28 protein-coding genes and 3 tRNA genes are annotated in these 26,516 nt (G+C 59.9%); 17 read left to right on the top strand and 14 right to left on the bottom strand.

Features of this window, described 5'->3' with window-relative positions; genetic code table 11:
* The first annotated feature begins 101 nt into the window (after window positions 1-101).
* Entirely contained in the window at window positions 102-1,439 is a 1,338-nt protein-coding gene (locus AAEZ10_RS15715) for an MFS transporter (RefSeq protein ID WP_350570068.1), read from the top strand.
* Window positions 1,440-1,446: 7 nt separating this feature from the next.
* Here AAEZ10_RS15715 and AAEZ10_RS15720 read toward each other — a convergent pair whose 3' ends face one another.
* Window positions 1,447-1,575 carry a hypothetical protein gene (locus tag AAEZ10_RS15720; RefSeq protein WP_024012797.1) on the bottom strand — a complete coding sequence of 43 codons (129 nt, stop codon included), beginning with the start codon at window positions 1,573-1,575 and terminating at the stop codon, window positions 1,447-1,449.
* 132 nt (window positions 1,576-1,707) lie between these two features.
* On the bottom strand, window positions 1,708-2,259 hold the full coding sequence (locus AAEZ10_RS15725; RefSeq protein WP_073474667.1) for a cytochrome b: 552 nt from the start codon (window positions 2,257-2,259) through the stop codon (window positions 1,708-1,710).
* A gap of 175 nt (window positions 2,260-2,434) precedes the next feature.
* Here AAEZ10_RS15725 and AAEZ10_RS15730 point away from each other — a divergent pair, with 175 nt between their 5' ends.
* The 9 genes from AAEZ10_RS15730 to AAEZ10_RS15770 all read left to right on the top strand — a co-directional run bounded on the left by AAEZ10_RS15730 (window position 2,435) and on the right by AAEZ10_RS15770 (window position 9,499).
* Window positions 2,435-3,112: a thermostable hemolysin gene (locus tag AAEZ10_RS15730; protein WP_350569967.1), complete on the top strand. Its 678-nt coding sequence runs from the start codon at window positions 2,435-2,437 to the stop codon at window positions 3,110-3,112.
* A complete protein-coding gene (locus AAEZ10_RS15735) occupies window positions 3,102-4,580 on the top strand; it encodes an AMP-binding protein (RefSeq protein ID WP_350569969.1) in 1,479 nt (492 codons plus the stop codon). The genes AAEZ10_RS15730 and AAEZ10_RS15735 overlap by 11 nt, the downstream gene beginning before the upstream one ends.
* Entirely contained in the window at window positions 4,580-5,254 is a 675-nt protein-coding gene (locus AAEZ10_RS15740; protein WP_073474673.1) for an iron-containing redox enzyme family protein, read from the top strand. The genes AAEZ10_RS15735 and AAEZ10_RS15740 overlap by 1 nt, the downstream gene beginning before the upstream one ends.
* Window positions 5,241-6,050, top strand: coding sequence for an SDR family oxidoreductase (locus AAEZ10_RS15745; protein ID WP_350569971.1), 810 nt, complete (start codon window positions 5,241-5,243; stop codon window positions 6,048-6,050). Before AAEZ10_RS15740 ends, AAEZ10_RS15745 begins: the two co-directional genes overlap by 14 nt.
* Window positions 6,047-6,691, top strand: coding sequence for a tetratricopeptide repeat protein (locus tag AAEZ10_RS15750; protein ID WP_041478760.1), 645 nt, complete (start codon window positions 6,047-6,049; stop codon window positions 6,689-6,691). Before AAEZ10_RS15745 ends, AAEZ10_RS15750 begins: the two co-directional genes overlap by 4 nt.
* 11 nt (window positions 6,692-6,702) lie before the next feature.
* Entirely contained in the window at window positions 6,703-7,365 is a 663-nt protein-coding gene (locus tag AAEZ10_RS15755) for a response regulator (protein ID WP_016774538.1), read from the top strand.
* Window positions 7,362-8,732, top strand: a complete 1,371-nt coding sequence (locus AAEZ10_RS15760) for an ATP-binding protein (protein ID WP_350569974.1) — start codon at window positions 7,362-7,364, stop codon at window positions 8,730-8,732. The genes AAEZ10_RS15755 and AAEZ10_RS15760 overlap by 4 nt, the downstream gene beginning before the upstream one ends.
* 8 nt (window positions 8,733-8,740) lie before the next feature.
* Entirely contained in the window at window positions 8,741-8,944 is a 204-nt protein-coding gene (locus tag AAEZ10_RS15765) for a hypothetical protein (RefSeq protein WP_224787232.1), read from the top strand.
* A gap of 342 nt (window positions 8,945-9,286) precedes the next feature.
* Entirely contained in the window at window positions 9,287-9,499 is a 213-nt protein-coding gene (locus tag AAEZ10_RS15770; RefSeq protein WP_225914367.1) for a hypothetical protein, read from the top strand.
* A 44-nt stretch (window positions 9,500-9,543) separates the two neighbouring features.
* Here the strand turns inward: AAEZ10_RS15770 and AAEZ10_RS15775 are convergent, their stop codons facing one another.
* The gene (locus AAEZ10_RS15775) at window positions 9,544-10,464 is read right to left on the bottom strand and encodes a universal stress protein (RefSeq protein WP_350569977.1); all 921 of its coding nucleotides are present in this window, start codon (window positions 10,462-10,464) and stop codon (window positions 9,544-9,546) included.
* 233 nt (window positions 10,465-10,697) lie between these two features.
* Between AAEZ10_RS15775 and fnr the strand changes: the two genes are divergently transcribed.
* The 4 genes from fnr to AAEZ10_RS15795 all read left to right on the top strand — a co-directional run bounded on the left by fnr (window position 10,698) and on the right by AAEZ10_RS15795 (window position 15,219).
* Window positions 10,698-11,438 (top strand): fumarate/nitrate reduction transcriptional regulator Fnr, encoded by a 741-nt coding sequence (gene fnr, locus AAEZ10_RS15780; protein ID WP_073474686.1) that lies wholly within the window; start codon window positions 10,698-10,700, stop codon window positions 11,436-11,438.
* A gap of 71 nt (window positions 11,439-11,509) precedes the next feature.
* The gene (locus AAEZ10_RS15785) at window positions 11,510-12,700 is read left to right on the top strand and encodes a cation:proton antiporter (RefSeq protein WP_122746382.1); all 1,191 of its coding nucleotides are present in this window, start codon (window positions 11,510-11,512) and stop codon (window positions 12,698-12,700) included.
* A gap of 223 nt (window positions 12,701-12,923) precedes the next feature.
* On the top strand, window positions 12,924-14,264 hold the full coding sequence (gene potE, locus AAEZ10_RS15790; protein ID WP_350569980.1) for a putrescine-ornithine antiporter: 1,341 nt from the start codon (window positions 12,924-12,926) through the stop codon (window positions 14,262-14,264).
* A 49-nt stretch (window positions 14,265-14,313) separates the two neighbouring features.
* Entirely contained in the window at window positions 14,314-15,219 is a 906-nt protein-coding gene (locus AAEZ10_RS15795; protein ID WP_350569982.1) for an amino acid ABC transporter substrate-binding protein, read from the top strand.
* Between the two features lie 41 nt (window positions 15,220-15,260).
* On the opposite strand, the gene AAEZ10_RS15800 is transcribed toward AAEZ10_RS15795, so the two are convergent.
* Complete coding sequence (locus AAEZ10_RS15800) at window positions 15,261-16,172, bottom strand: universal stress protein (RefSeq protein WP_350569984.1); 912 nt, start codon at window positions 16,170-16,172, stop codon at window positions 15,261-15,263.
* A 212-nt stretch (window positions 16,173-16,384) separates the two neighbouring features.
* On the opposite strand from AAEZ10_RS15800, the gene AAEZ10_RS15805 reads away from it, so the two are divergent.
* Window positions 16,385-16,948 carry a GNAT family N-acetyltransferase gene (locus AAEZ10_RS15805; RefSeq protein ID WP_122704567.1) on the top strand — a complete coding sequence of 188 codons (564 nt, stop codon included), beginning with the start codon at window positions 16,385-16,387 and terminating at the stop codon, window positions 16,946-16,948.
* 53 nt (window positions 16,949-17,001) lie between these two features.
* Here AAEZ10_RS15805 and AAEZ10_RS15810 read toward each other — a convergent pair whose 3' ends face one another.
* From AAEZ10_RS15810 to AAEZ10_RS15825, 4 genes are all read right to left on the bottom strand, one after another.
* Window positions 17,002-17,925, bottom strand: a complete 924-nt coding sequence (locus tag AAEZ10_RS15810) for a universal stress protein (protein ID WP_350569987.1) — start codon at window positions 17,923-17,925, stop codon at window positions 17,002-17,004.
* A 100-nt stretch (window positions 17,926-18,025) separates the two neighbouring features.
* On the bottom strand, window positions 18,026-19,267 hold the full coding sequence (locus AAEZ10_RS15815; RefSeq protein WP_280035691.1) for an MgtC/SapB family protein: 1,242 nt from the start codon (window positions 19,265-19,267) through the stop codon (window positions 18,026-18,028).
* 37 nt (window positions 19,268-19,304) lie between these two features.
* Entirely contained in the window at window positions 19,305-19,529 is a 225-nt protein-coding gene (locus tag AAEZ10_RS15820) for a hypothetical protein (protein WP_071172276.1), read from the bottom strand.
* Window positions 19,530-19,564: 35 nt separating this feature from the next.
* Window positions 19,565-20,638 (bottom strand): NAD(P)-dependent alcohol dehydrogenase, encoded by a 1,074-nt coding sequence (locus tag AAEZ10_RS15825; protein ID WP_350569990.1) that lies wholly within the window; start codon window positions 20,636-20,638, stop codon window positions 19,565-19,567.
* Window positions 20,639-20,896: 258 nt separating this feature from the next.
* On the opposite strand from AAEZ10_RS15825, the gene AAEZ10_RS15830 reads away from it, so the two are divergent.
* Window positions 20,897-21,823, top strand: coding sequence for a universal stress protein (locus AAEZ10_RS15830; RefSeq protein WP_350569992.1), 927 nt, complete (start codon window positions 20,897-20,899; stop codon window positions 21,821-21,823).
* A gap of 144 nt (window positions 21,824-21,967) precedes the next feature.
* Here AAEZ10_RS15830 and AAEZ10_RS15835 read toward each other — a convergent pair.
* Window positions 21,968-22,054, bottom strand: a tRNA-Leu gene (locus AAEZ10_RS15835).
* Window positions 22,055-22,545: 491 nt separating this feature from the next.
* On the opposite strand from AAEZ10_RS15835, the gene AAEZ10_RS15840 reads away from it, so the two are divergent.
* Complete coding sequence (locus AAEZ10_RS15840) at window positions 22,546-23,079, top strand: GAF domain-containing protein (protein WP_163012213.1); 534 nt, start codon at window positions 22,546-22,548, stop codon at window positions 23,077-23,079.
* Window positions 23,080-23,162: 83 nt separating this feature from the next.
* On the opposite strand, the gene AAEZ10_RS15845 is transcribed toward AAEZ10_RS15840, so the two are convergent.
* The 5 genes from AAEZ10_RS15845 to gacA form a co-directional block, all read right to left on the bottom strand.
* Window positions 23,163-23,236: transfer RNA gene (locus tag AAEZ10_RS15845), tRNA-Cys, on the bottom strand.
* A gap of 46 nt (window positions 23,237-23,282) precedes the next feature.
* Window positions 23,283-23,358, bottom strand: a tRNA-Gly gene (locus tag AAEZ10_RS15850).
* Window positions 23,359-23,418: 60 nt separating this feature from the next.
* On the bottom strand, window positions 23,419-23,979 hold the full coding sequence (pgsA, locus tag AAEZ10_RS15855; protein ID WP_016774513.1) for a CDP-diacylglycerol--glycerol-3-phosphate 3-phosphatidyltransferase: 561 nt from the start codon (window positions 23,977-23,979) through the stop codon (window positions 23,419-23,421).
* A 32-nt stretch (window positions 23,980-24,011) separates the two neighbouring features.
* A complete protein-coding gene (uvrC, locus tag AAEZ10_RS15860; protein ID WP_024012762.1) occupies window positions 24,012-25,835 on the bottom strand; it encodes an excinuclease ABC subunit UvrC in 1,824 nt (607 codons plus the stop codon).
* A gap of 2 nt (window positions 25,836-25,837) precedes the next feature.
* A complete protein-coding gene (gene gacA, locus AAEZ10_RS15865) occupies window positions 25,838-26,479 on the bottom strand; it encodes a response regulator transcription factor GacA (RefSeq protein WP_024012761.1) in 642 nt (213 codons plus the stop codon).
* Between the last annotated feature and the right edge of the window lie 37 nt (window positions 26,480-26,516).

The following is a 26,516-nucleotide window of genomic DNA, read 5'->3' on the forward strand; positions in this document are numbered from 1 at the left end:
GTCACAGACGCGAACTTGCAGGGCTGGCCATGTCGTCCGACGCCACCGCCCTGCCCGATCGGCAGACATTTGCACAACACCTGTTCCAGCCTGGCAACCGCATGCGCAGAGGCGCACGTTGCGCTGTACGATTTCTTGAGGTTTTTATGTCTCCGCGTTTGCTGGCCATGGCGCTGGCGCCCCTGCTCGGGCTGTTCATTATTGCTCTGGGCAACGGTTTTCTGTCTTCCCTGACCACCCTTCGCCTGGACGCCGCCGGCGCCTCGGCGACGATGATCGGAATTGTTTCGTCGGCCTACTTCATCGGCCTGACGCTGGGCGCGGTGTTCAACGACCGGCTGATACTGCGCATCGGCCACATTCGTGCCTACGGCAGCTTCGCCTCGCTGATCGCCGTGACGATCCTTTTGCAGGGTCTGTTCTATGACGCTTGGGGCTGGCTGGTCCTGCGCCTGATCAACGGCTGGGCCACGGTCGGTGTGTTTCTGGTGATCGAAAGCTGGCTGCTACTGGCCGGTGACGAGAAGATTCGCGGGCGCTTGCTCGCGCTGTACATGATCGTCCTTTATGGCGCTGGCGTTTTGGGCCAGGCGACGCTGGGAACCATCACCGGCATGAGCGACAGCGCGCCGTTCATGGTCGCCGGCATGCTCGCTGCGTTGTCGGTGCTGCCGATCGTGATCCTGCCGCGCGTGTCGCCGCTACTCGATCAGGTCGAGCCGCTCAAGCCCCGGCAACTGCTGGGCGTGACGCCGACCGGGCTGGTCGGCTGTTTCGGTTCGGGCGTGACCATCGCGGCGATCTACACCTTGTTGCCGCTGTATCTGCAACGCATAGGTCTGGACGTCGGTGAAGTCGGCAGCATGATGGCCTGGACGATTCTCGGCGCGATGTTGCTGCAGTATCCGGTCGGACGCTGGTCCGACCGCACCGATCGCTTGCAGGTGCTGACGCTGCTGACGGTGGCATGCACGGCCTTATCGCTGGTGATTGTGCTGCTGCCGCTGTCTTCGACAATGCTCGCGGCAATGCTGTTTCTGCTCGGTGGCGGCGTCTTCGCGCTGTACCCGGTGGCCGTCAGCCACGCGGCCGACCGCGCCCCGGCCGAAGCGCTGGTGCCGATGATTCAGGGTTTGCTGCTGATCAACTCGCTGGGCTCGGCCATCAGCCCGATGATGATCTCGCCGGTGATGAACTCGTTCGGCGCCAACGGCCTGTTCTGGGTCTTCGCAGTGGTCAATTTGAGCATGGTCAGCTTTTTCTTCTGGCGCCGTGGCAAACGCCCGGTGCCGGCCAACCCCGCACCGTTCACGGCGGCAGCCACCTATTCGCCGACGGGTGCGGAGTTGCGGGTCACCGAGGATTTGCGCGTCGCCGCTGAGGAGCATCCGGCGATGATGGATGCGATCAGCGGGGAACTGGTGACGCAGCCACGGTGACCGCTGATCAGCAACTGCCCGGCGGGATGCCGTCCTTGTTGAAGTCCTTCAAGCGCTCGCGCTCTTCTTCGGTGGAATGCGCCGGGGTTGTTTGATCCGGTACTTCTTGCGGCACTTCGGTTTTTTCTTCAGTCATGGCTTTGCCCTCGTTGTCGATGCTATTTCGGCATCGGCGAGGGCTGGCAGTTCCGGATTTGCAGCTCCACCGCAGCCATGCGCTTGAGTTGCGGCGAACACTCCCTTCGACGAACAGCGCAAGATGCTTGCCTCAAGAGCGGGCACGCTCAATCAACATCCTCTGCAACGTGTTGTCCTTCACCCAATAATGGTGGAACAGCCCCGCCAGCGCGTGCAGGCCGATCAGCCAGTAGCCGGCACTGCCAATCCATTCGTGCCAGTACTTGAGTTGTTTGGCCAGGTCCGGATCAATAGCCACCGGCGCCGGCACATGGAAGCCGAAGTACGGAAACGGCTTATCGCCCGCCGCGAGCATCAGCCACGCGAGGAGCGGTGTGGCAATCATCAATCCATACAGCGCCAGGTGTGTCAGGTGCGCGATTGCGGTCTGCCACGCCGGCGGCTTGGGGATAATCGGCGGACGCGGAGTCAGGCGGCCGATCAGGCGAATCCACACTAATGCGAAAATGCTGGCGCCAAACAGGCCATGCAGGCCCATCAGCACGCCGCGTCCCTCACTGCCCTTGGGCAGGTAGCCCTTGATTTCGACGCACGCATACACCCCGACGAACAACGCCAGCATCAGCCAGTGCAGGATGATTGAGAGTTTTCCATAACGGGTTACAGCGGTGTCGCGGATCATAGGAAACGCCTCGTGATTGTTGTGGAACGACGAACTTTTCGCTGGCCTACCGTGCTCGCCCAGCCTTAAGACAGTCTGAAGATCGGCGCTGCGGTTAACGGTTTTTCATCTTCAGACTTCGTTAAGAAATGGCTTGGATACTGCGCTCAAACCCATTGAGGGAGGCGCTCTGCCCATGCCCGAATTCGACTGGAACATCCCGCTGCCCTTGCACTTCGGCCAGGCCGAATCGATGCCGATGACGCTGAGAAACGCGTTGCCGGAGGACGAGCTGCGCGCGCCCTTCGAAGCCTTTATCCAGCAGCGTTTCCGCACGGCTCACGGTGCCGAAATCCGCCATTTCATGCCCGAGCTGTTCGGCATGCACAACAGCGATGGCCAGTTGTGCGCGGTGGCCGGGGTCCGTCGAGCGCATCTGGAGGCACTGTTTCTCGAGCGCTATCTGGATGAACCGATCCAGTCGTTGATCAGTGCCGCCGCCGGTCGTGCAGTGGATCGCACGGTCATCGTCGAAGTCGGCAACCTCGCCGCCAGCGATACCGGCAGTGCGCGCCTGAGCATCATCGCCATCACCTATCTGCTGGCCATGGGCGGCCTGGAATGGGTGACCTTTACCGGCAACATCGGGCTGGTCAACAGCTTCCATCGCCTGGGCCTGAAGCCTGTGACATTGTGCGCCGCTGATCCACAGCGACTGGGTGACGAGCGTCAACACTGGGGCAGTTATTACGAAAGCAAACCCTGGGTGCACGTCGGCAACATTCGCGCGGGATTTGTTCATCTGCGCAATATTGGCCTGTTCACTCGCCTGGGTTTGCCGACTTCCGTTGAAGGAGCCTGCCATGTCGCTTGAATTGCAGCGCTTCCAGGAAACCCTGCGCGACCATGCCCGGCGCAATGACAACGCCTCAGCCCTGTGGGGCGACACGCTGAGAATAGATTACGCCACGCTGTATGCCGAGGTGTTGTATCGCCAGGAGCGCCTGCGCGATGAGCAGGTGCAGGTGATTGCGCTGGCGCTGGACAACGGCGTCGACGCGATGCTTTGGGATCTGGCTGTGTTGTTCGAAGGCTTGACCTGCGTAACGCTGCCGCCGTTTTTCAGTGCCGCGCAGCGCGCCCATTGTCTGGAACAGAGCCAGGCCGAACGGGTGATCGCCGAGCCGGTACTGCAAGCCGAGCTGCTGGCGGCGGGCTATGAATTACGAGGCGAATTCTGGTGTCGCTCGTTCAATGGCCCGAGTCGCATGCCGGCGGGCACCGCGAAACTCACGTTTACCTCCGGGACCACCGGCACGCCGAAAGGGGTGTGCCTGAGCGCCGACAGCTTCCTGCGCGTTGCCCGGGAGCTTGATCAGGCAAGCGCAGCTACTGGGCCGGAGCACCATCTGGCGCTGTTGCCTTTGGCGATCCTGCTGGAGAACCTGGGCTGTTATGCCGCGCTGTACGCCGGTGCGGTGTTGAGCCTGCCAAGCCAGACAACCCTCGGCATTCAAGGCGCCAGCGGCATCGATGTTGCGCGCCTGCTCGGTTATCTGGCCAAGCGTGCGCCGGAGAGCCTGATACTCGTACCACAGCTTCTGCAAGTTCTGGTCAGCGCCGCTGAACAGAAGGCTTTCGATCCGCAAACTTTGCTCTTCGCCGCGGTCGGTGGCGCGCGGGTGTCAGCGGATCTGCTGCACCGCGCGCAACGGGTCGGGTTATCGGTTTACGAGGGATACGGCTTGTCCGAATGCGCCTCGGTCGTATGCCTCAATCGCCCCGGCGCGCGCCGTCCGGGCAGCGTCGGGCGCCCTCTGCCTCACATCGAGGTGCGGTTGGCCGAGGACGGTGAAGTGCTGATCAAGGGTTCGGTGTTGCTCGGTTATCTGGGGGAGCCGGCGTATACCGATCAATGGTGGCCGAGTGGCGATCTGGGCGAGTTCGATCCGGAAGGTTTTCTCTATCTCAAGGGCCGCAAAAAACACCAATTCGTCACCAGCTACGGGCGAAACGTCAACCCGGAATGGGTCGAGTCGGAACTGACCCAGCGCCGCCACATCGCTCAAGCGTTCGTCTATGGCGAGGCGATGCCGCACAACCACGCCCTGCTCTGGCCGCATCGTCCGGACTGCACCGATGCCGAGATGGCCGCCGCCGTCGCCGAAGCGAACGAGGCGTTGCCCGATTACGCCCAGGTGCATCAGTGGACGCGCCTGGCGCAGCCCTTCACCGCCGCCAACGGCCTGCTCACCGCCAATGGCCGGCCGCGCCGCGACGCCATCATCGCGCAGTACCGCACGCAACTGACCGAATCCGCCACTTCCGAGGAATCCGCATAATGAGTTTTTTCGACACCCTGCAAGAAGCCACGCAACGCGAGCGCCACGAGCTGTTCAACCTGCCGATCATCGTCGATGCGTTGCAAGGCAAGGTCAGCCTCGACAGCTATCGGGCCTTTCTTGCCCAGGCTTACTACCACGTGCGCCACACCGTGCCGCTGATGATGGCTTGCGGTGCACGCCTGCCGACGCGCCTGGAATGGCTGCGCAAAGCGGTGTGCGAATACATTGAAGATGAATACGGCCACGAGCAGTGGGTACTCAACGACATTGCCGCCTGTGGTGGTGATCGCGACGCCGTGCGCGATGGTCAGCCGTCATTGTCAATCGAGCTGATGGTCAGTTTTCTCTACGACCTGATCGCCCGGGGCAATCCGGTGGGTCTGTTCGGCATGGTAAACGTGCTCGAAGGCACCAGCATTGCCCTGGCCACCCACGCGGCGGGGAGCATTCGCGATCGCCTGACGCTGCCGGAAACGGCATTCAGCTATCTGAGCTCCCACGGCGCGCTCGACATCGAGCACATGCAGACCTATCGGCGGTTGATGAATCAGCTGGAAGACCCTGACGATCAAGCGGCGGTCATTCATGCCTCGAAAGTCGTCTATCGCCTCTACACCGACATGTTCCGTGATCTGCCGCGCGACGCTGAGGCTCAACATGCAGCTGCATGAAGCCCGCGTGGTGCTGACAGGTGCCAGTGGCGGCATCGGCCTGGCCATCGCCAGTGCCTTGTGCGCCGCCGGTGCCAGGGTATTGGCCGTGGCGCGGCATCAGGAGGCGCTGTTGCCGCTGCTTGAGCGGTATCCGCAGAACCTGTGCTGGGTCGCCGCCGATCTGACCTTCATCAGCGATCGGCGCAAAGTGTTGGCCGCCGCCGACGGCATCGGCGGCATCAATCTGCTGATCAACGCCGCCGGGGTCAATCACTTCGCCATGCTCGAACAGCTCGATGACAGTGACATCAACGCGATGCTGGCGGTGAACATCAGCGCGCCAATCTGCCTGACCAAAATGCTCTTGCCGCAGCTCAAGCAGGCTGACAGCGCGATGGTGGTCAACGTCGGCTCGACCTATGGCTCGATCGGCTACCCCGGTTACGCCAGTTATTGCGCGAGCAAATTCGCCCTGCGCGGGTTCTCCGAGGCGTTGCGCCGCGAGCTGGCCGACACGCGGGTCAGCGTGTTGTATGTAGCGCCCCGGGCAACTCGTACCTCGATGAACAGCGCCGCTGCGCAAGCCTTGAACGATGCCCTCAAGGCCAGCGTTGACGATCCGCAAACCGTGGCGTCGGCAGTGATGCATGCGATTGCCGGCGACCGTCGTGACCTGTACCTAGGCTGGCCGGAGCGGTTTTTCGTCCGTTTGAACAGCTTACTGCCGCATCTGGTGGATCGCGGTCTGCGCAAGCAGTTGCCACTGATCCGCCGTCTCAGTGAAAAACCTGATAACGAGGCTCCAACGCCATGAAAAAACTCTCCACATGCCTGCTGTTTGCCGCCCTCAGTCAAAGTGTCTGGGCGCTTGAGCCGGCTGATCAGCAACGTCTCACCGGCATCCAGCAGAACTGGGCGCACATTCAATACGAGGTCGCGGAAAAACAGCGCGCCGCGGCGTTCGAGCAATTGGCCAGCGAAGCCAACGCGTTCACCACGCAACGTCCGAATGTGGCCGAAGCCTGGATCTGGAAAGGCATCGTCACCAGCAGTTGGGCCGGTGCCGAGGGCGGGCTCGGTGCCTTGGGCAAAGCCAAGGACGCCAAGGCGGACCTGGAAAAATCCCTGACTCTTGACCCTAAAGCCTTGCAAGGCTCGGCCTATACCAGCCTCGCTGCACTGTACGATCGGGTACCGGGCTGGCCGATCGGCTTCGGCGACAGCGACAAGGCCGAGCAATTGCTCAAACAAGCCCTGCAGCTCAACCCCGATGGCATCGACAGTCTGTACTTCTGGGGCGACCATCTCTACCGTCAGAAGCGCTACGCTGAAGCCAAGGCAGCGCTGATCAAGGCCAGACAAGCCGCACCCCGTGCGGGCCGCGAAAGCGCCGATGCCGGGCGTCGTAAAGAGATCGACGCCTTGCTGGTGGACGTGAACAAGAAACTCGACTGAAAGGAGTGCGCGTGCGTTTATTACTGATCGAGGACGACGTAGCGCTGGGTGAAGGCATTTACCAGGCGCTGGGTCGCGAGGGTTACACGGTCGACTGGCTCAAGGACGGCAGCAGCGCCTTGCATGCACTGCTCAGCGAAACGTTTGACGTCGCCGTGCTGGACCTCGGCCTGCCACGCATGGATGGCCTCGAAGTGTTGCGTCGTCTGCGTGACAGCGGATCGAACCTGCCGGTGTTGATTCTCACCGCGCGCGATGCCACCGAAGACCGCATTGCCGGACTCGACGCTGGTGCTGACGATTACCTGGTCAAGCCGTTCGACCTCGCCGAACTCAAAGCCCGTCTGCGCGCTTTATTGCGCCGCAGTGCCGGGCGCGCCCAGGCGCTGATCGAGCACGCCGGTATCAGCCTCAACCCCGGCACCCAGCAGGTCAGTTATCAAGGCCAACCGGTCGCGCTCACCCCCAAGGAATATCAGTTGCTGCACGAACTGCTGTCGCCGCCGGGGCGGGTGATGACTCGCGATCAATTGATCCAGTTGCTCTACGGCTGGAATGAAGAAGCGGAAAGCAACACCCTGGAAGTGCACATTCATCACCTGCGCAAGAAGTTCTCCACCGACCTGATCCGCACCATCCGCGGCGTGGGTTATCTGGTGGAGGAGCGTCGATGACCTCGATCCGCCGGCGCACGCTGACCCTGATCATCGGCCTGTTACTGGCCGGTCTGGCGGTACTCAGCCTCTTCAACGTGCATGACAGCAACCACGAAATCGCCGAGGTGTACGACGCGCAATTGGCGCAGAACGCACGCCTGTTGCAGGGCGTAATGCGTATGCCGATGGCGAGTACCGAGCACGCGCAGTTGTATCAGGCGTTCAATCAGGCTCTCGGGGAAGCCAAGCCCCGGGTTGACGGACATCCTTACGAAAGCAAAATCGCCTTCCAGGTGTGGAACCCGCAAGGCGAGGTGCTGGTACACACCGCCAGTGCGCCCTCCTTCACTGCGCCGCCGACGAGAACGGGCTTCAGCGACGTTGTCGATCTGAAAGGTCGGCAATGGCGAGCGTTCATGCTGGAAGACAAGCAGAACGGCCTGCGCATCTGGGTCGGCGAGCGCGACGATGTGCGCACCGACCTGGTCGACCGCATCGTACGCCACACGCTGTGGCCGAACATGCTCGGCAGCCTGATCCTCGCCGCGATGATCTGGCTGGCCATAGGCTGGGGGCTCAAGCCCCTGGCAGACATGGCGGCGACTCTGCGCGCCCGTCACAGTGGTTCACTTGAGCCGCTGCAACTGACGCCCCTGCCCAGTGAGCTGGAGCCCATGCAGGCAGCGCTCAACCGCATGCTCGCGCAGATTCAGGAAGTGCTCGGCCGCGAGCGTCGCTTTATCGCCGATGCCGCGCACGAAATGCGCACGCCGCTGGCGGTGCTGCGGGTGCATGCACAAAATCTGCAGGAGGCCGGTACCGAAGAGGAGCGCCGTGAGTCGCTGGAATTTCTGATCTCCGGAGTCGACCGCACCAGCCGGCTGGTCAACCAACTGCTGACCATGGCACGTCTTGAACCCAAACCCAACCCGCCGCCACTGCAACGCATTGATCTCAGCGAAACCGTACGCAACAGCCTGGTGCAATTGACACCGTGGTTGCTGAGCAAACACCTTGAGTTGATCTTCGAGGTCAGCGACCAACCGTTTCATGTCCTCGCCGACCCCGCCGCCATCGATATCGCGCTGAATAACCTGATCACCAACGCGGCGAATTTCTCCCCCGAACACGGTGCGATCACCGTGCACCTGAGCAAGTCCGATGGCTTCTGTCATTTGACGGTCGACGATCAAGGGCCGGGAATCGATGAATCGGACAGAGAGCGATTGTTCGAGCGTTTCTACAGCCGTGGCACGGAGCATGGCGCCGGGTTGGGGTTGACCATTGTCAACACCATCGCGATGCGACTGAACGGACGGATTGAACTGGCGAACCGCGCAGAGGGAGGTTTGAGGGCGACGTTATCGATTCCGGCAGGGGAATAATCATCCGATTGATTCAGCTGTATGCCGCCGGCCCCAAATACCTGCTGCTCAGCGCTCTGCTCTACGCGCCTGGCTCGTTGATTTACCTGGGCACGCTGAAAACGCGTCAGGGTCAGCCGCTCAGCGGTCCGGAAACGGGTGTGTTGATCATCATCTGGGCCGCCGCGATTTACGCTGGCCGGATGTTGTGGGCCGGAACGCTGACTTTGTAAGGTGCACCAGCGTTGGCGCTAGACCGCCAGTACGCTGCAGGGGACCTGGTACAGCGAAAAACCTGAATATCGAGGCTTGTCCACCACCCTTGCGCAAGCGCCTGGAAAACCGACAAAGCGGCGATGAAACCGGCGAGCGACATTGATCTGGATCAATCGCTGCGACGACAAACTGGATCGAAATAGAGTCATGACTCGGCTGCGCCCGCATCTCGGATCAGGGACAGTCACAAGCTGCTCGAAGGCGTGAAAGTTACAGATGCGGCCACAGGGTGACAGGTCCGCAACCCACCCTCATTCTTGCTTTGCGAGGTTCACGGTATGGTCATCAATGATCCAGCCATGACAACCGCCAATGTCCCCGACGCGATCGATGACAGTGGCGCACTGTTTCACGAAGCCGATCGGCTCAGCGAACGGGCCTATGCCGTCCTTGAAGAGCCGTTTTCTCCAGACACCATGCACAAGTTCACTGAAGCGAGGAAACGCGCCGATGAGAAATATCGGCACGCCTGGCAACAATGGCATTACGCACACGGCGGGCGCAGTCACTGATGGATTACCCCCAACCGATTACCATCAACTGCTGCGATGACCGGTCAGGCTGTGGCAGGCATTGCCTTGACCATCAACAAACTGCAAGGAGCCCGGTTCATCAGGCATTCGGCCGTGCCGCCGATAAAGCCGTCGAGCGCTTGATGGTGACAGATGCCGAGCACCAGCAGATCGAACGCGTGCTGCCGGGCGAAGTCTTCGATCACCCGGAACGGGACACCTGAGAGCAGGTGGCTATGTTCTTCATCGAGACCATAGCGCTCGGCCAGCGTATCGAAGGCTTCCTGCTGAGTGTCGTTGATCGCATCGCGCAAACTGTGATCCAGACTCAAGTTCGGCACACTCATCGCCGCATCACCCACCACCGACCAGTTGCTCACATTCAACAAGTGCAGCGAGGCATCGCATTTCGCTGCCAATGTCGATGCAACGTCAAGTAACCGGTCGTTGAGGCCTTGGGTCAGATCCTCGAGATGCGACAGGTCAACGGCCGCCAGTATCTTCAAGGGTTTCGGATGTGCGGCCTCGGTGACCAGATGCACGCAGGCGGGACAATCTCGTACCAATAGCCAGTCCAATGGCGGATGAAACGATTGATTGAGTGCCGAAACATGGTGAGCATCCTTGATCACCAGATCGACATGAAAGTCATTGATGTACTCAAGCACATGCGCCGGGGTGGCCCTGGCCCAGACCACTTCGGTGCTGACTTGCACGCCGGCGCCACGTTGAAACCGGGCCTGCTGCTCCAGCCACTGGCGATGCATCTGCAAATAGCCTTCACGCGCTTGCGCCATGGCGTCGTGGTCGAACAGACCGACCAACGCCAGGGACTGGACATGATCGAACGCCACGATGTGCAGCAACGCGCCAGTGGCCCGAGCCAGCGCCTGGGCGCGATCAAACGCCGGGGTGCGGGTCATTTCGGCAGGTGCGATCAACAGAATGCGTTTGAGCCTGAACATCACGAGTGTTTCCAGTCAGCGCCATCGGACGATTCTGCAACTCTGCCAACCGCCACGCTTGATATGCATCAAGTCTCCCCATCAACCCTGCGACACAAGAGCGGCGCAGAGGCCGTTGCCTTTGTGATTCCCCTCCTCGCCGTTCGTCCGTAATCACGCTGACAAACCAAACGAAAGGCACGTGCGCTGCGAAGACTTCTATGCTTATCACACTCATTGGAGGCTGCTTATCCATGCTTGAAGCCCACTCGCCCCCGCCGATTCTCAAAACTGCCTGTTCCAACTGCAGCGTGGTTGAGTTGTGCCTGCCGCTCGGTCTGACGGGCGCGGAGGTCGAGCGGCTCGACACGCTGATTGTGCAGCGATACAAAGTGAAGAAAGGTGCCGCTCTCTACCGCACCGGGGACCCGCTGCGCTCGCTGTACGCTGTGCGAATAGGTTCGTTCAAGACCAGCGTGGTCTCCGTCGATGGGCGCGAGCAAGTGACCGGTTTTCATATTCCCGGCGAAATGCTCGGGCTGGACGCCATCAGCATCGATCAACACGCGTGTACTGCGTATGCGCTGGAAGACAGCGAAGTCTGTCCGATCCACTTCGCACAGCTGGAAAAACTCGCGCAAAGCCTGCCATCCCTGCAGCACAACCTCAATAAACTGCTGAGCCGGGAAATTGTGCGCGATCACAGCATGTTGATGCTCATGGGCAACATGAACTCCGATGAGCGCCTGGCGGCTTTCCTGCTCAACCTCTCACAACGCCTCAGCTCCCGTGGCTATTCCTCGAAAGAGTTCGTGCTGAAAATGCGCCGCGAAGAAATCGGCTCCTACCTTGGGCTGCGTCTGGAAACCATTTGCCGCGGCATTGCCCACTTGCGCGATCAGGGCTTGGTGGAAATCACCGCGCGTGACGTGAAAATCCGCAACATGGACGGCCTCAAGCAGATGGTGTCGGGCTGCAACCGCCAGAGTCATTGAGCCCGTCCAAGCTCGCCTGAGAAGGCCCGTAATGCCATTGCTGTGGCATCCATCAGAACAGGCAAGCGGTCATGTATCAGAACCTCGCCCTGCTTGCCGCTTTCCTTCTGACCTACAGCATATTTGCCGGGCGATTCGAGTCACGTCTGCTCAATGGACCACTGATGTTCATGCTGGCGGGTCTGATTCTCGGCCCGGCGTTTCTGGGCATTCTGCAACCACGGATCGATAGTCATGGGCTCAGGATTCTTGCAGAACTGACATTGGCGATCGTCCTGTTCAGCGATGCCGCCAATGCCGATCTCAAAGTTCTCAAGGCGCACGAAGGATTACCGCTGCGCTTGCTGTTGATCGGTCTGCCGCTGACCATGCTGAGTGGCTGGCTGCTGGGCATCTGGCTGTTCCCGCAGGCGCCCTTGATCGAGTTGGCATTACTGGCAATCCTTCTGGCCCCCACAGACGCAGCGCTGGGCAAGGCTGTCGTGACCAATCCCAAGGTTGCAGCGCCCGTGCGCGAGGGATTGAACGTGGAAAGCGGGCTCAACGACGGCATTTGTGTTCCGGTGTTGTTGATGTTCCTGGCCTTGTTGATCGAAGAGCACACGCAGTCCCCCCTCTCGCTGGCGATAGAGCTTTTTTTCGAGGAGCTTGGTATCGGCGCGCTCATCGGCGGCACCCTGACTTTCATGGCCTGGCTGATGCAGCGCTACTCTGGAAAACATCACTGGCAGACACCGATGTGGTCGCAGCTGACGCTGCCCGGGTTGGCGGTGCTTTGCTTTGCCACCGCCCAAACACTGGGTGGTAGCGGGTTTATCGCCGCGTTCGTCGGCGGGCTGCTCGCCAGCTATCTGTTCGCTGAACAAAAACATGACCTGCTCAAGGCCAGTGAAGAGTTCGCCAGCCTGCTGTCGATCATCACCTGGGTCGTGTTCGGCGCGCTGGTGATCCCTTCGGTCTGGAGCAGTTTCACGGTCGATGTCTGGCTGTATGCGTTGCTCAGTCTGACCGTGATTCGCATCGTGCCGGTACTTGTCAGCCTGGCGGGAACCGGCTTCGATTTCGAAACCCGCCTGTTCATCGGCTGGTTCGGCCCGCGAGGTTTGGCCAGCATCGTCTTCGCCATAATGATTTTGGACTACCCTCTGCAAACCGGTCGGACGTTGGTAGCCGTGGCGGCCTGTACCGTTTTACTCAGCGTGCTGCTCCATGGCTTGAGTGCCAATCCATGGGTGTCACGGCTGGCAAATCGGATTAATTGATAATTGTCAGAAATGCCACCGTCTGCCGCGACTAGGGTTGTGACGGGACGTGATCAAGCGTCTGCCCGAACACCCCTCACAGCGCAAGGAATGGGCAGGCGCATGAGCCTTTTCCGGCAGTTGCTCAGATAGCCCGTCGCCATTTTCGTCGGCGGTCTGAGCCTGTCTCCCAGTGCGTTCGATGGCTGAGCGGTGACGCGTTGCGCAAATCGAGGGAACTCCGATGGCCGACTCAAGCAAGAAAATGAGCCTCATGGGGCTCACCACACTGGTGACGGTGAACATGATGGGCTCAGGCATCATCATGTTGCCGACGAGCATGGCCCAACTCGGGGCTGTTTCATTGCTGTCATGGATCGTCACCGCTGTCGGCTCGATGGCTATCGCGTACTGCTTTTCCCAATGCGGGATCTTCTGCCTGCGCTCAGGCGGGCTATCCGCCTACACCGAAGAGGCGCATGCAAAGTCAGGCTTTTTTCTGTGCTCTTACCTGTACTTCCTGTCGCTGGCCATCGCCAACGTGGCGGTGGCCATTTCGGCAGTGGGCTACATGACGTCGTTCATGCCCTGGCTGGGAAGCGGCGCCATTCCTTTATTCGTTGGAACGGTCGGCCTGCTCTGGCTGACCACCGTGGCGAATTTCGGCGGCCCAGGCATCACCGGCAGGATAGGCGCGGTTACGGTGTGGGGGGTGATCATTCCTGTAGCGGGCTTGAGCATCATCGGTTGGTTCTGGTTCAAACCCGAGCTGATCATCGCCGCCTGGAACCCGAACCAACTGCCGATATCCGAGGCGATCAGCAAAGCGATTCCCCTCACGCTCTGGGCGTTTCTCGGCATGGAGTCGGCAGCCCAGGCCTCAGATGCGGTGGAAAACCCCAAGCGCACCGTACCGCTGGCCTGTCTGTTCGGGACACTGGGGGCAGCGGTGGTCTATGTGCTATCGACGACGGTCATTCAGGGCATTATTCCCAACGCCGAACTGGCCAACTCATCTGCGCCTTTCGCGCTCGTTTATGCGCACATGTTCAATCCCCTGGTCGGCAACATCATCATGGCGCTCGCGGTGATGGCCTGTGTCGGCTCGCTGCTGGGCTGGCAGTTCACCTTGGCGCAAACGGCCAAAGTGACCGCTGATCAGGGCATGTTTCCAAAACTGTTCAGCAAGGTCAGCGCACGCAACGCCCCCATCGTCGGGATGCTGGTCTGCGGCGTCCTGCAGACCTTTATGGCGCTGTCGACCGTTTCGCCGAACGCGAGCGCGCAGTTTGGAAAACTCGTCAGCCTCGCGGCGGTGACCAACCTGATTCCCTATGTGACGGCAGCCACCGGGCTGCTGGTCATGATGTACAAAGCCAGAGTCAGCGCAGCCGTATACACGCGCAATACCCTGCTGTTAGTGGTTGCCGTGGCCTATTCCTTGTATGCGCTGTATGCCTGCGGCAAGGACGCGGTGTTCGGCGGCATCCTGGTCCTGGTGTTCGGCTACCTGCTTTACGGTTTCCTTGCCAAACGTTTTGTCGATGCCCCTGCGCCTGTCGGCCCCCGGCCTGATAACCCTTGATCGAAGTCTTCGGTACAGCACAGAAATCTGAATTCGAGGAACCGCGCGCATGAACGTGAAACTGATCAGAGCCCACCACCTGCTGCTCGCCTGCGTCCTTGCCCTGCTACCGGTAGCGACCCATGGAAACACGCTGGAGCGCATCCGTGCCAGTCAAGCGATCACCCTTGGCTATGTGCCTGACTTCATGCCGTTCAGTGATCAGGCCGCCGATAAAGCCAGCGGCTATGCCATCGATCTCTGTCTGAAAATAGCCGAGAGGGTAAGGATCGATCTGAATCTGCCGGCGCTGAAAATCCAGTACCAAGCGGTCTCGCTCAACGACGAGATGAGCGCTGTCAGTTCCGGCAGGATCGACATTCTTTGTACTCCGACCCCACCCACGCTGGCGCGGCGCAGGATCGTCAGTTACTCGGTGCCGATTTACACCGCTGGCCTCTCGGCTGTGGTGCGCCAGGATGCGTCCGAAACCTTGCTCAATGTGCTGAATGGCAAAGTGGCCCATACAGGGCCAACGTGGCGAGCCACGGTGAACCGTGGTCTGGCCAATCAGACCTATGCCGCCATTGCTGGTGGTGTCACCGAGACGTGGATACAACAGCAGATGCGATTGCTGGGTGTAGTAGCCACGCTGGTCACCGTAGAGAACGCAGAAGCCGGTCTGAATCTGGTTGCCAATGGCAAAGCCGGTGCGTTTTTCGCTGAACGCATGATGCTCAAGCATCTGCTGACCAGAAATTATCCATCGGGCAACCTGGTGCTGCTGGAGCGGATTTTCGAGTACGCACCGACGGCGATGGCAGTGGATCGAGAGGATGAGGACTTTCGTCTGCTGGTCGACACTGCGCTGAGTGATATGTACCGATCCGGCGAAATTGAACAGGCATTCGACAAACATCTGGGCGGCGCCAACAGTGCCGCCAAAAAGCTCTTCAGGATCTATGCAATACCCTAGCGAGCCAGCGAACAGGCCGGCTCGCTACGCTGCGATCATGCTCACCGCACAGGCTCTTTCCTCACCGCCAGAATGCTCCCCGGCAGCGAATACAAGGCGCGCTCGGTGGTGCTGCCGATCATGCGTTCGATGCCCACGCGATGAACCGTGCCCATCACCACCACGTCGGCCAGGTACTGCTCGACGAACTCATTGATGACCTGCACTGGATGGCCCATGACGAAGTGTCGACGCTCAGGGGGCACACCGTGGCGATCGGCAAGGGCGACAAAAGCCTGATGCAGTGTCTGACGCAGTTCGTTCGCCAAATCTTCGTTCCAGCCACCGTTGACCACTGGCGCTTCGCCGTTGAAGGCAGCGGACAAATCGTAGGCGCAGAGCAGGTGCAACGGCACGTCGCATTGCAAGGCCAAAGCGTTCGCCGACCGTATGATCACGTCGTTCAAGCCACTGATTTGGGTATCCGGATCGAACGGGTCCACGGCTGCCACGACACGATGCGGCAACGCATAGCGAATCTGATTGACCAGATGCACCGGAATCGGACACTCACGCAGCAGGTGGCAATCGAGCGGCGTGATGAACACGCGCTTGAGCGCCGGTTCCAGTCGCACGTCCTTGATCAACAGGTCGGGCTTGAGCACATGGACGGTCTTCAGGATGTCCAGCAGCGGATGGCTGGAGAAGACCACGTCAACGGTGCCGTCCAGCCCCTGGTTGCTGAGCTGCTCGAGCTCATCGGCCACCCAGCGACGGTAGCGCCGCTGATAGCGCTGAGCATCCACGTCATCGATTTTTTCCTCCCACAGATGGGTGATCGGCACCGGCGAAACAAAGGCCCGCACATCCAGCGCCGCCCCGCTCGCCTTGGCCAGCGCGATGGCACGCAGCATCGCCGCTGATTGATGCAGCGTCTGGTCAGCGACCAGCAACAGACGTTCATATTGGCCCATCACAAACCTCCGCTCGGCACCGGCGCGGTGGGCCGGCAGACTTCAAGACTGCGCCCGCTCGCCCTTGCCCGGCGTTGATTTACATCAAGCCCGGGTCAATGAAAGAGGCGTCTGATGTAGATCAGATGTCGCCGTGGGCAACCGCGTAGAAGGAAGGCAAGCGGACGCTTTTTCAACGTCCGCCAGCCTTTCGAACCGGATGGAGAATGACCATGCTCACCGTCAAAGACCACAACGATCAGGCCGTGGCCGCTTATGCGGCGGTCGCCGGACAATACTGGATTGAGGCGCTCAAGGACGGCCGCCATGTACTGATCCGGCCGCTCACGGAAAAGGATCGCCTGCGCGAATACGACTTCATCAAGCGCCTGTCCCCCGAATCCAGGCACATGCGTTTTCTCGCCCAGATCATCGAACCCGGCACCGCTCTGCTCGACCAGTTGATGGACACCGATAACAAACAGCGCACCGCCTTCATTGCACTGGTTCACGAGAACGGCAAGTTGATCGAAATCGGCATCAGCCGCTACGCCGGCACAGGCGCCCATCAATGCGAGTGCGCGGTGACGGTCGCCGATGAATGGCAGCACCTGGGCTTGGGCACGTTGCTGATGGAACACTTGATCAAGGCAGCCCGCCACAACGGATTCCGCCAGATGTACTCGGTCGATGCCGCCAGTAACTCGGCGATGCGCGATCTGGCCAAAAGCCTGGGCTTCGAGACCCACAATGATCCTGACGACGCACGCCAGGTCATTCATCGTCTTGACCTGTAAATGAATCGCCCTGAGGTGGGTCGGCCAACGATTCACCTCGGGGCGATCGTGTCTCAGGATTGCAGTGTGGGTTGCGGCTTGATCGCCAGCACACTGAAAGGTGCCCGATGCAGCAGCTGTTCGGCGGTGGTGCCTAACAACTTGCTCAAGCCGTGGTGCTGCACTGTGCCCATGACAATGACGTCAATCTGCTTGTCGATGGCGAACCCGCAGATACTGCGCACCGGCGCGCCCTCGATGAAGTGCCGGCATGAGACCGGCACGCCGTGGCGCTCGGCCAAGGCCGTAAATGCCTCATGCTGCGCAGTGCCCAGCGTTTCATGGATCCCGGTGGCCAATGGCAGTGCGCCGAACCCCATGTCCGTGGCGTAAACCGCCGTCCAGTCGTAAACATGCACCACATCAAGACTGGCATCGCACTGCGCGGCGAGTTGGGCGGCGGCATCGATGATCTGATCGTTGAACACGCAGTCCTGCTCTTCGCTGCGCAAGACATCGACGATGGCCAGCACACGGCGTGGGCGCGGATGGGTGTCGTCGGTCACCAGATGCACCGGCACCGGGCAATCGCGCAACAGTTGCCAGTCCAGCGGGGTGTAGAAAATACGCTCCAGCACGGATTCGTGCTGCACATCCTTGATGATCAATAGCAACGGCATCTCGTTGATGAACTGCAGGATCTCGGCGAAGGGATCCTGAACCCACATCACCTCGCTGGTGACCATGATCTGATGCCTCGCCAGCAATGAAGCCTGCTCTGCGAGCCACTGCCGGTGAGTGCGCAGATAACCATCGCGGGCGAGGCGGATCTGCTCGGGGGCAAACAGCCCTGCCACGGCCAGCGCCTGCAAGTAGTCGAAGGCCACGATGTGCAGCGGCAACTGCATGGCCTGGGCCAGTGCAGCCGCGCGCTCGAACGCCGGCGTGCGCTCCATGGCTGAAGGAGTGATCAACAGTAAACGCGGAGTCTGTGACATGGGATACCTCGGCATGCGGCCAGCCAGGAGAAACAGACTTCAGGGTGAATGCTGTGCCCATTGGCAGCTTGATCTTTATCAGCAAGAGCACCGATCGCGCTCAAAACAGCACATTGCCCGCCCACATGGCCAAGGTCAGCAATACCTGGCCCGGGATCACGCAGGCAGCGAAACGCCTGCCGCCGCTGACCCACGCCACCACGCATTTGCTCACCGAGTTACTGCTGACGGCAATCAGCGCTGGCACCGCTATCGAGTCATAAGGCACCTGGCCCGCCTTGGCCAGGCTGGCGATGGACGCTGTGGCAGAGTGCGCATCGGCAAAGCCCGACAGCATTGCGGTCAGCCACAAGCCTGCCTGACCAAAGTGGCTGAGCATGGCCGAGGAGACGAATGTGATGCCGGTAAGGGTCAGTGTCACGATGACCGCGAGTTTCAGATTGAACGCCCCTGCCGTGTCGACCGGCTTGCTGCGGCTCCCTCGTGTGGGGTCGGGGAACATCAGGCAGGCGCCGTACAACAACGTAGCGATCAAGCCGAAGAGCAGTGGCGCCCATAAACTGGTCAGCAGATCCGCATCAACCATCGTCAGGATCAGGCCGACCTGTATCACCGTTGCGAGATTGGAGAAAATCGCAGCGGCGCTGAGGATGCGGATATTGCCCGGCTCATGGGCAAGGCGTTGGCCCATGGTCGCGATCGTCACGGTACTGGAGGCGAAGCCGGATGCAATCGCGCTGATGACGTAGCCATAGCGCGAGCCCAAGGCGCGCACGGCAATGTGGCCGAACGCGCCGACCAGCATCAGCAACACCGTCACGGTACAAATGGTGCGCAGATTGATCGCGGCGTACGGGCCGATATATCGGTCCGGTGCCAATGGCAGTATGACCAGCGCTGCGATCAGCAGGATCAGGCCATCACGCATTTCCGTTTCGGACAACTGGCTGTTGGCAAAGTGATGCAGCGCCTGGCGATACGCCAGAAGGCCCGCGATCACCACGCCAAGGGCAATGGCCAGCGCCGGCGCGGTTGCGCACAACGCGCCCAGGACCAGCACTGCGGTCAACGCCACCTCGCTGGTCACCCCGGGATCGTCGCTCTGACTGCGCCAGTACGCGACGCTGGTCAGCAACGTGACACAGCCGGCGATGATCCCCAGCAGCAGGCCACCGCCGACTTGTAGCGCGACATATCCCAACAGCGCGGTAATGGCGAACGTGCGCAAGCCGGCGCAGTGTCGCGCATCGCCAGTACCCTTGTGCCGTTCACGCTCAAGACCGATGAGCATGCCGATCCCCAACGCCGCAGCGGCGCCGGACAGATCAAAAACCTCATTCATGGGTAGCGTCCCGCAGGGTTTGCGCACCCTGCTCGGCTTATGGCGAGCATTCAACACTTGCGCTGACGCGGCGAGCCGTTGCCGGCCTTGCTGGCAACGGCTGGGCAAACGCATTCGGCCACTCGTGAGGGGCGTTGATACGGGCCTCAAGCACCTCGACAAATTCCTGCGCAGCCTTGAGGCTCCTGAAGCCCACATCCCAGTCATCCATGTGCACGACCCAGCCATGGGGAGCGTGTTTTTCAGTGATCTTGATGTTCATGCAAACCCCGGTTTCAGCGGCACGCCAAGGTGCTTTCAAGGAGTGATTGCGACTTTCATGACTCCATCGCGTTGATGAGCGAACAACTCATACGCCTGCTCGATGTCGTCCAGTCTGAAACGGTGAGTCACCAGCGGTGACAGATCGACGGCGCCGCTCTGCACCACGGCCATCAACCTACGCATGCGTTCCTTGCCGCCGGGGCACAAGGTGGAAACAATGCTGTAATCGCCCAATCCGGCGGCAAACGCGCCGAGCGGGATGTGCAGGTCGCTGGAATACACCCCGAGGCTGGACAAGCGCCCACCCGGGCGCAGCACCCGCAATGCCGACTCGAACGTGCCTTGGGTGCCCAGCGCTTCGATGGACACATCCACGCCACGGCCATCGGTCAACGCCATGATCTGCTCCACCACATTGCCGTCCTTGAAATTGACGGTATGGGTCGCGCCCAGTTGGTGCGCCATGGCCATGCGTTCGGGCACCGCGTCGACACCGATAATCGTCGTGGCGCCCTTCAGCCGTGCTCCGGCCACGGCACAGAGGCCGATCGGGCCCAATGCAAACACCGCGACAGCGTCGCCGATGGCGATCTCGCCCCGCTCGGCCCCCGAGAACCCGGTGGACATGATGTCCGGGCACATCAGCACCTGTTCATCGCTCAACTGATCGGGGATCGGGCACAGGTTGGCCTGTGCATCCGGCACCAACACGTACTCGGCCTGGCAACCGTCGATCGTGTTGCCAAACTTCCAGCCGCCGATGGCCTTGAAGCCGTGCCGGGTGTCCGGGCCGTCCTGCGAGCCGCAGCCACACAGGCACGCATAACTGTGCCCGCTGGGGGTGATGGCCCCGGCGATCACCCGCTGCCCTTCGACAAAACCGAGTACTTGCGAGCCCAATCGCTCAATAATGCCGACCGGTTCGTGGCCGATGGTCAGTCCTCTGGCCACTGGGTATTCGCCGCGCAGGATATGCACGTCGGTGCCGCAAATGGTGGTGGTGGTCACGCGGATCAACGCATCCAGCGGCCCGACCTCGGGAATCGGCTTGTCATCGAGCACGATGCGGTTTTTTTCAACGAATATTGCGGCTTTCATGGTGGCCATGATGGCTTTCCCTCCGCCGACAGGTGAGTGCAGAGCAGAGCTTGAGCCGCGACGGCAGGGTCGTAGTTGATAATGGTCAACTATCCGAGGATCAGTGGTCTTGCTCGACCGTACATCCGCTCACGACCACGCGGTGATGTCTGGTTGATAAATATCAACCCCGCCCTGCTGGCTCGCTCCACGATAGGCGCATGCCCACTACTCACTGTTTCCAGGCATGCAGCGCAATGCTTGGGTGACTACCTCGGGAGTCCTGTCATGTCTGAGCAATCGCGTTTCATGCTGGTCGTGTCGCCGCTGATGAAAAACAGTCCGGCGTTCGACCGCGCCGCCTCCCTGGCCAAAGCGTCGGATGCCGCACTGCATATTGTCGCGTTTGATTATCTGGAGGGCCTGGCGACCGCAGGAATGGTCAACGAGCAAGCCCTGGAGCTGATGCGCCTGGGCTATGTCGAACGCCATCATCAATGGCTCGAAGACCAGGCCCGGCCGCTGCGCAAGATCGGAGTGACCGTCACCACCGAGGTCGTCTGGGTGGACAATCCTTTGAAGGAGATCCTCATCCATTTGAAGGAACAGCCGATGGCTGTCCTTATAAAGGCTCTGGAGCACGAATCAGTTCTGTCGCGGCTGATGTTCACCCCGCTGGACATCCATCTGTTGCGCGAATGCCCGGTGCCGCTGCATTTTGTCAGCCACGCTCAAAACGCTCTGCCACGCCGAATCGTCGCGGCGGTCGACCCCTTCCATCGTGAGGGCCAATACCAGGGCCTCAATGATCGGATCCTGCGCGAAGCAGCAAGACTGGCCAGTGTCTGCAATGGCAGCCTGGACGTGATCTATGCCCATGACCTGTCATCGATCAGCGCTGCCGAGTTCGGCTTCAATAACGCCTCAGCGATCTTTTCTTCCAGCGCAGCCAAAAAACTGTTCGAGGCCCAAGGCGAAGCCTTCCAGGCGTTGGCTGAACGTAACAACATTCCGGCAGAGAACCAGCACATGATTGTGGGCGATCCCGCCAAGGTGCTTTCCAGCTATGCCGATGCGTACGACATCGATGTGATCGTAATGGGCCGCGTCACTCATCGAGGAATAGGCAGACTGGTTGGCAGCACGGTGGAGCATCTGTTGTACAAAATGCCATGTAGTGTGTGGGTTGTGGCCCCGGAAACGCTTACTCGCTGATGGATGCAGTCGACGCTGAAGAAAGGAGTGGATTTCCAAACACCAGACGGTGACGGAATGGCCAGTCAGGAGCGTGGAAAACATTTCCATTGCACAATAAATAAGGGCTTGCATGACATATGTCATGCAAGCCCTTGATATTTATGGTGCCCGAAGCCGGAATCGAACCGGCACGCCCTTACGAGCGGGGGATTTTAAGTCCCATGCGTCTACCAGTTTCGCCATTCGGGCGGTAGCGCGGTGTTGCTTCGTCAGCCCTGCGGTTGCGATCCTGACAGGATGGCCGCTTGAAAAGCCGAGCGGGGAATATATACATCACGTCCCGGTGAAGCAAGTTTGGAGTGCGCGATTTGAGAACTAAATATCGCTGACCGCGGAAAATCAAAAAGCCTCAGAAATCAGTGAGCTACGCAGTTTGCTTGAAGTAGACGCCGAGGTTACTGGCAAATCGCAGCAACCCGACTGGAAATTGAGACGATAAACTCAAAAGATTCAGATGCTCACCATCACCTTAGCTGCACGGGTGACAGATGTTTCATCGATTGAGATTATGAGCAGGCAACCCAGGACTGGACGGGATGTCTACGCTAAAGGTTGGCGCCGAAATCAATAATCAAAGGGTAATCAGCACGCCCCCCTTCAACCACGATCACGCCGCACAGAACGTCACCAGAGCAGAGCTCAGGGATGTACAAGCAATCAGGAGATTTGATTCCATGCAAATGAGTGACACCGTTCTAAAAGCGTCTTTAAGCCAAGAGGAGCGCTCGGCGATCGCCGAGATCGAAGCGACCACCAATATCCTGCAGCTTGTCACCCGTCTGACCGGTACACGCTTTGCCGGTATCGCAAAATTCACGGAAACAGAGTGGATCGTGTGTTCGGCATACGATCCCATCGAACTGGGTATAAACGTCGGCGATACGCTGGATCTGGAAACCACCCTTTGCAGTGAGTTTCGACGAAATCCGCAAGCCCTCTTCCTTCCACAAATCAGCCAGGATGGACGACTTTCGTCACGTCCTGTGGTGAAGCAATATTCGATTGAAAGCTACGCAGGCGCGCCTGTTTTCCTGCCGGACGGGAGACTCTGGGGTGCCTTATGTGCTCTGGACTCAAGGGCTGTTCTGTTTGACAACCCCGATCTTGCAGAGACATTGACGCTGTTCGCGCGGCTCATTGGCTGCATCTTTTTCTCGAATCTCACGGTGGAAGGTGCCAGCCACATCCAGACCGGATCGTGCTTGACTGATTGACCCTCCGCAAACAGGTGAGCACCACACTTTTCTGCAGACAACAAAAAACCCCGTAGATCATTGATCTACGGGGTTTTTGATAGTGGAGGCCGAGGTCGGAATCGAACCGGCGTAGGTGGATTTGCAATCCACTGCATAACCATTTTGCTACTCGGCCTCAAAGTATTCGCTGTCAGTAGCACAACAACAAACACTGTACAAATTGGAGCGGGAAACGAGACTCGAACTCGCGACCCCGACCTTGGCAAGGTCGTGCTCTACCAACTGAGCTATTCCCGCTTGGTGTGGCGCATTCTATAGAATTAAGATGCCCCGTCAACCCCTTGATTCAAAAAACTTTTATTTCTTTTCGACATCGGTCTTCAGGTGCGGCCAGGCGGCGCGAAGGTATTGAACCATCGACCACAGGGTCAGCCCTGCCGATACGATCAGCAGCGTATAACCGAGCACGACCCAGAAGCTGAATGCCTTTGGATGAGCCAGCAAAATCACCAGCGCGAGCATCTGCGCAGCGGTTTTCCATTTGCCCAGATTGGAAACGGCTACCTGCGCTCGTGCGCCGAGTTCGGCCATCCATTCGCGCAGTGCCGAAATCACGATCTCGCGACCGATGATGACCGCCGCTGGCAGCGTCAGCCAGAGATTGCCGTGTTCCTGCACCAGCAGGACCAAGGCAACAGCGACCATCAGCTTGTCGGCGACCGGATCGAGGAAGGCACCGAACGGTGTGCTTTGCTCCAATCGGCGCGCCAGATAACCATCGAGCCAGTCGGTTGCAGCCGCGAAGGCGAACACCGAAGCGGAGGCCATGTAACTCCACTCGTAGGGCAGATAGAACAGCAAAATAAAGATCGGGATGAGCAGGACGCGTAGAACGGTAATCAGATTAGGGATATTCATCGGCACAACTGGCTACGAGGTGAAGGGGCATTCTACTCACTATGCAGGTTCGCATAAATCGACTCAGCGAGCTTTTTACTGATCCCCGGGGCTTTGGCGATCTCTTCGATGCTTGCACGAGACAGCTCCTGCAATCCACCAAAATGTTTCAACAGGTCACGGCGGCGGGTCGGCCCTACCCCTGCCACGCCTTCCAACGTTGAGGTTCGGCGGGTCTTGCCGCGACGAGCGCGATGCCCCGTAATTGCGAAGCGGTGCGCCTCATCGCGGATCTGCTGGATCAAGTGCAAGGCGGGTGAATCGCCGCGCAAGGTGAACTCGTGCGCTGCATCATTCAGATACAACGTTTCGAAACCGGCCTTGCGCGTGGCGCCCTTGGCGACGCCTAACAGGATCAGATCCGGTACGGCCAGTTCGTTGAGCACATCACGGGCCATCGACAATTGGCCTTTGCCACCGTCGACCAACAGAATGTCCGGCAACTTGCCCTCGCCGTCCTTGAGTTTGCTGAAGCGGCGAGTCAACGCCTGGTGCATGGCCGCGTAATCGTCGCCGGCGGTGACGCCTTCGATGTTGTAGCGGCGATAATCCGACTTAATCGCGCCTTCCGGCCCGAACACCACGCAGGAGGCAACCGTCGCTTCGCCGCTGGAATGACTGATGTCGTAGCATTCCAGGCGTTGCGGCGGTTCATCCAGATTCAGCACTTCGGCCAGCGCGTCGAATCGCGCGGCGGTGTGCTGACGGTTGGCCAGACGCGCGCCCAACGCTTGCTCAGCGTTGGTCACGGCCAGTTGCTGCCAGCGCGCACGGGTGCCGCGCACCCGATGACTGATGGCCAACTCACGGCCGCGCAAGGTGTGAATCCCTTCGATCAACGCCGGGAAGTCTTCGTGAACCACGTTGACGATCAGTTCGCTCGGCAGATCGCGTTCGGGGCTGCTGATGTAGTACTGACCGAGGAACGCTGCCATGACCTCGGAAACGTCTTCCTCGATGCCGACCTGCGGGAAGAAATTCTTGCTGCCCAGCACGCGCCCGCCGCGCACGCTGATCAGGTGGACACAGGCGCCGCCTGGGTTGACGAATGCGGCAATAACGTCGATATCGCCGGTTCCGCCTTCCATGCTTTGCTGGTCCTGCACCCGACGCAGCAAGGCAATCTGGTCGCGCAATTCGGCCGCGCGTTCGAATTCGAGATTGATCGCTGCCTCTTCCATCGCGGTGGACAGCTCATTAGTCAGCGCGTGGCTGCGACCCTCGAGGAACATCACCGAGTGGCGCACGTCTTCGGCGTAGACGTCAGGCTCGACCAAACCCACGCATGGTGCCTTGCAGCGTTTGATCTGGTATTGCAGGCACGGACGGGTGCGGTTCTTGTAATAGCTGTCTTCACACTGACGGACGAAAAAGGTTTTTTGCAGGATGCTCAGGCTTTCGCGAATGGCGCCGGCACTCGGATAGGGCCCAAAATACTTGCCCTTGGCCTTTTTGGCGCCGCGATGGATGCTCAGGCGCGGAAACTGTCCGTCGGAGAGAAACACGTACGGATAGGATTTATCGTCGCGCAGCAGGATGTTGTACGGCGGGCGCCACTCCTTGATCAGCGTCTGTTCCAGCAGCAGCGCTTCGGTTTCGTTGGCGGTGATGGTCGTCTCGACCTGAGCGATACGCCCGACCAGTGCAGCCGTTTTCGGCGCCAGCCCGGTCTTGCGAAAGTAGCTCGCCAGACGTTTCTTCAGGTTTTTGGCTTTGCCGACATACAGCAGGCGCGCCTCGCTGTCGAACATGCGATAGACGCCCGGGCGACCGCTGACGGTCGACAGGAAAGCACTGGAATCAAATGTCTCGGTCATGGTCAGGCGCTGGCATCCACCATGCCGTGACGCACCGCGAGCAGTGTCAGCTCGACGTCGCTGCTGATCGAAAGCTTCTCGAAAATGCGGTAGCGGTAGGTGTTCACGGTTTTCGGCGACAGGCACAACTTGTCGGAAATGATCTGGACCTTCTGGCAGCCGACAATCATCAAGGCAATCTGGATTTCCCGCTCCGACAAGGCATCGAACGGCGAATCATTGGTTGGCTGGAATGATTTGATCGCCAACTGCTGAGCAATCTGCGGACTGATGTAACGCTGCCCGGCGAAAACCAGCCGAATGGCCTGAACCATTTCCGGCAGACCCGCCCCCTTGGTCAGATAACCGGCGGCGCCGGCCTGCAGCAAACGCGTCGGGAAAGGGTCTTCCTCGCACACCGTAACGGCAACCACCTTGATGTCCGGGTGGCTGCGCAGCAGTTTTCGTGTGGCTTCGAGGCCGCCGATGCCGGGCATCTTGACGTCCATGAGCACTACGTCAGGCTTCAATTCACGGGCTTTGATCAGGGACTCTTCACCTGACTCGGCCTGACCCACCACCTGCAGGCCATCGATATCGGCCAGCATCCGTGTAATGCCTGTACGAACGAGATCATGGTCGTCGACCACTAGCACCCTAATCAAGCAGACACCTCGCGATATGGTCTTATTGGGATGCCGG

The organism is Pseudomonas sp. H26/SER47-MNA-CIBAN-0231, assembly GCF_040310465.1.
Lineage (GTDB): Bacteria > Pseudomonadota > Gammaproteobacteria > Pseudomonadales > Pseudomonadaceae > Aquipseudomonas > Aquipseudomonas atacamensis.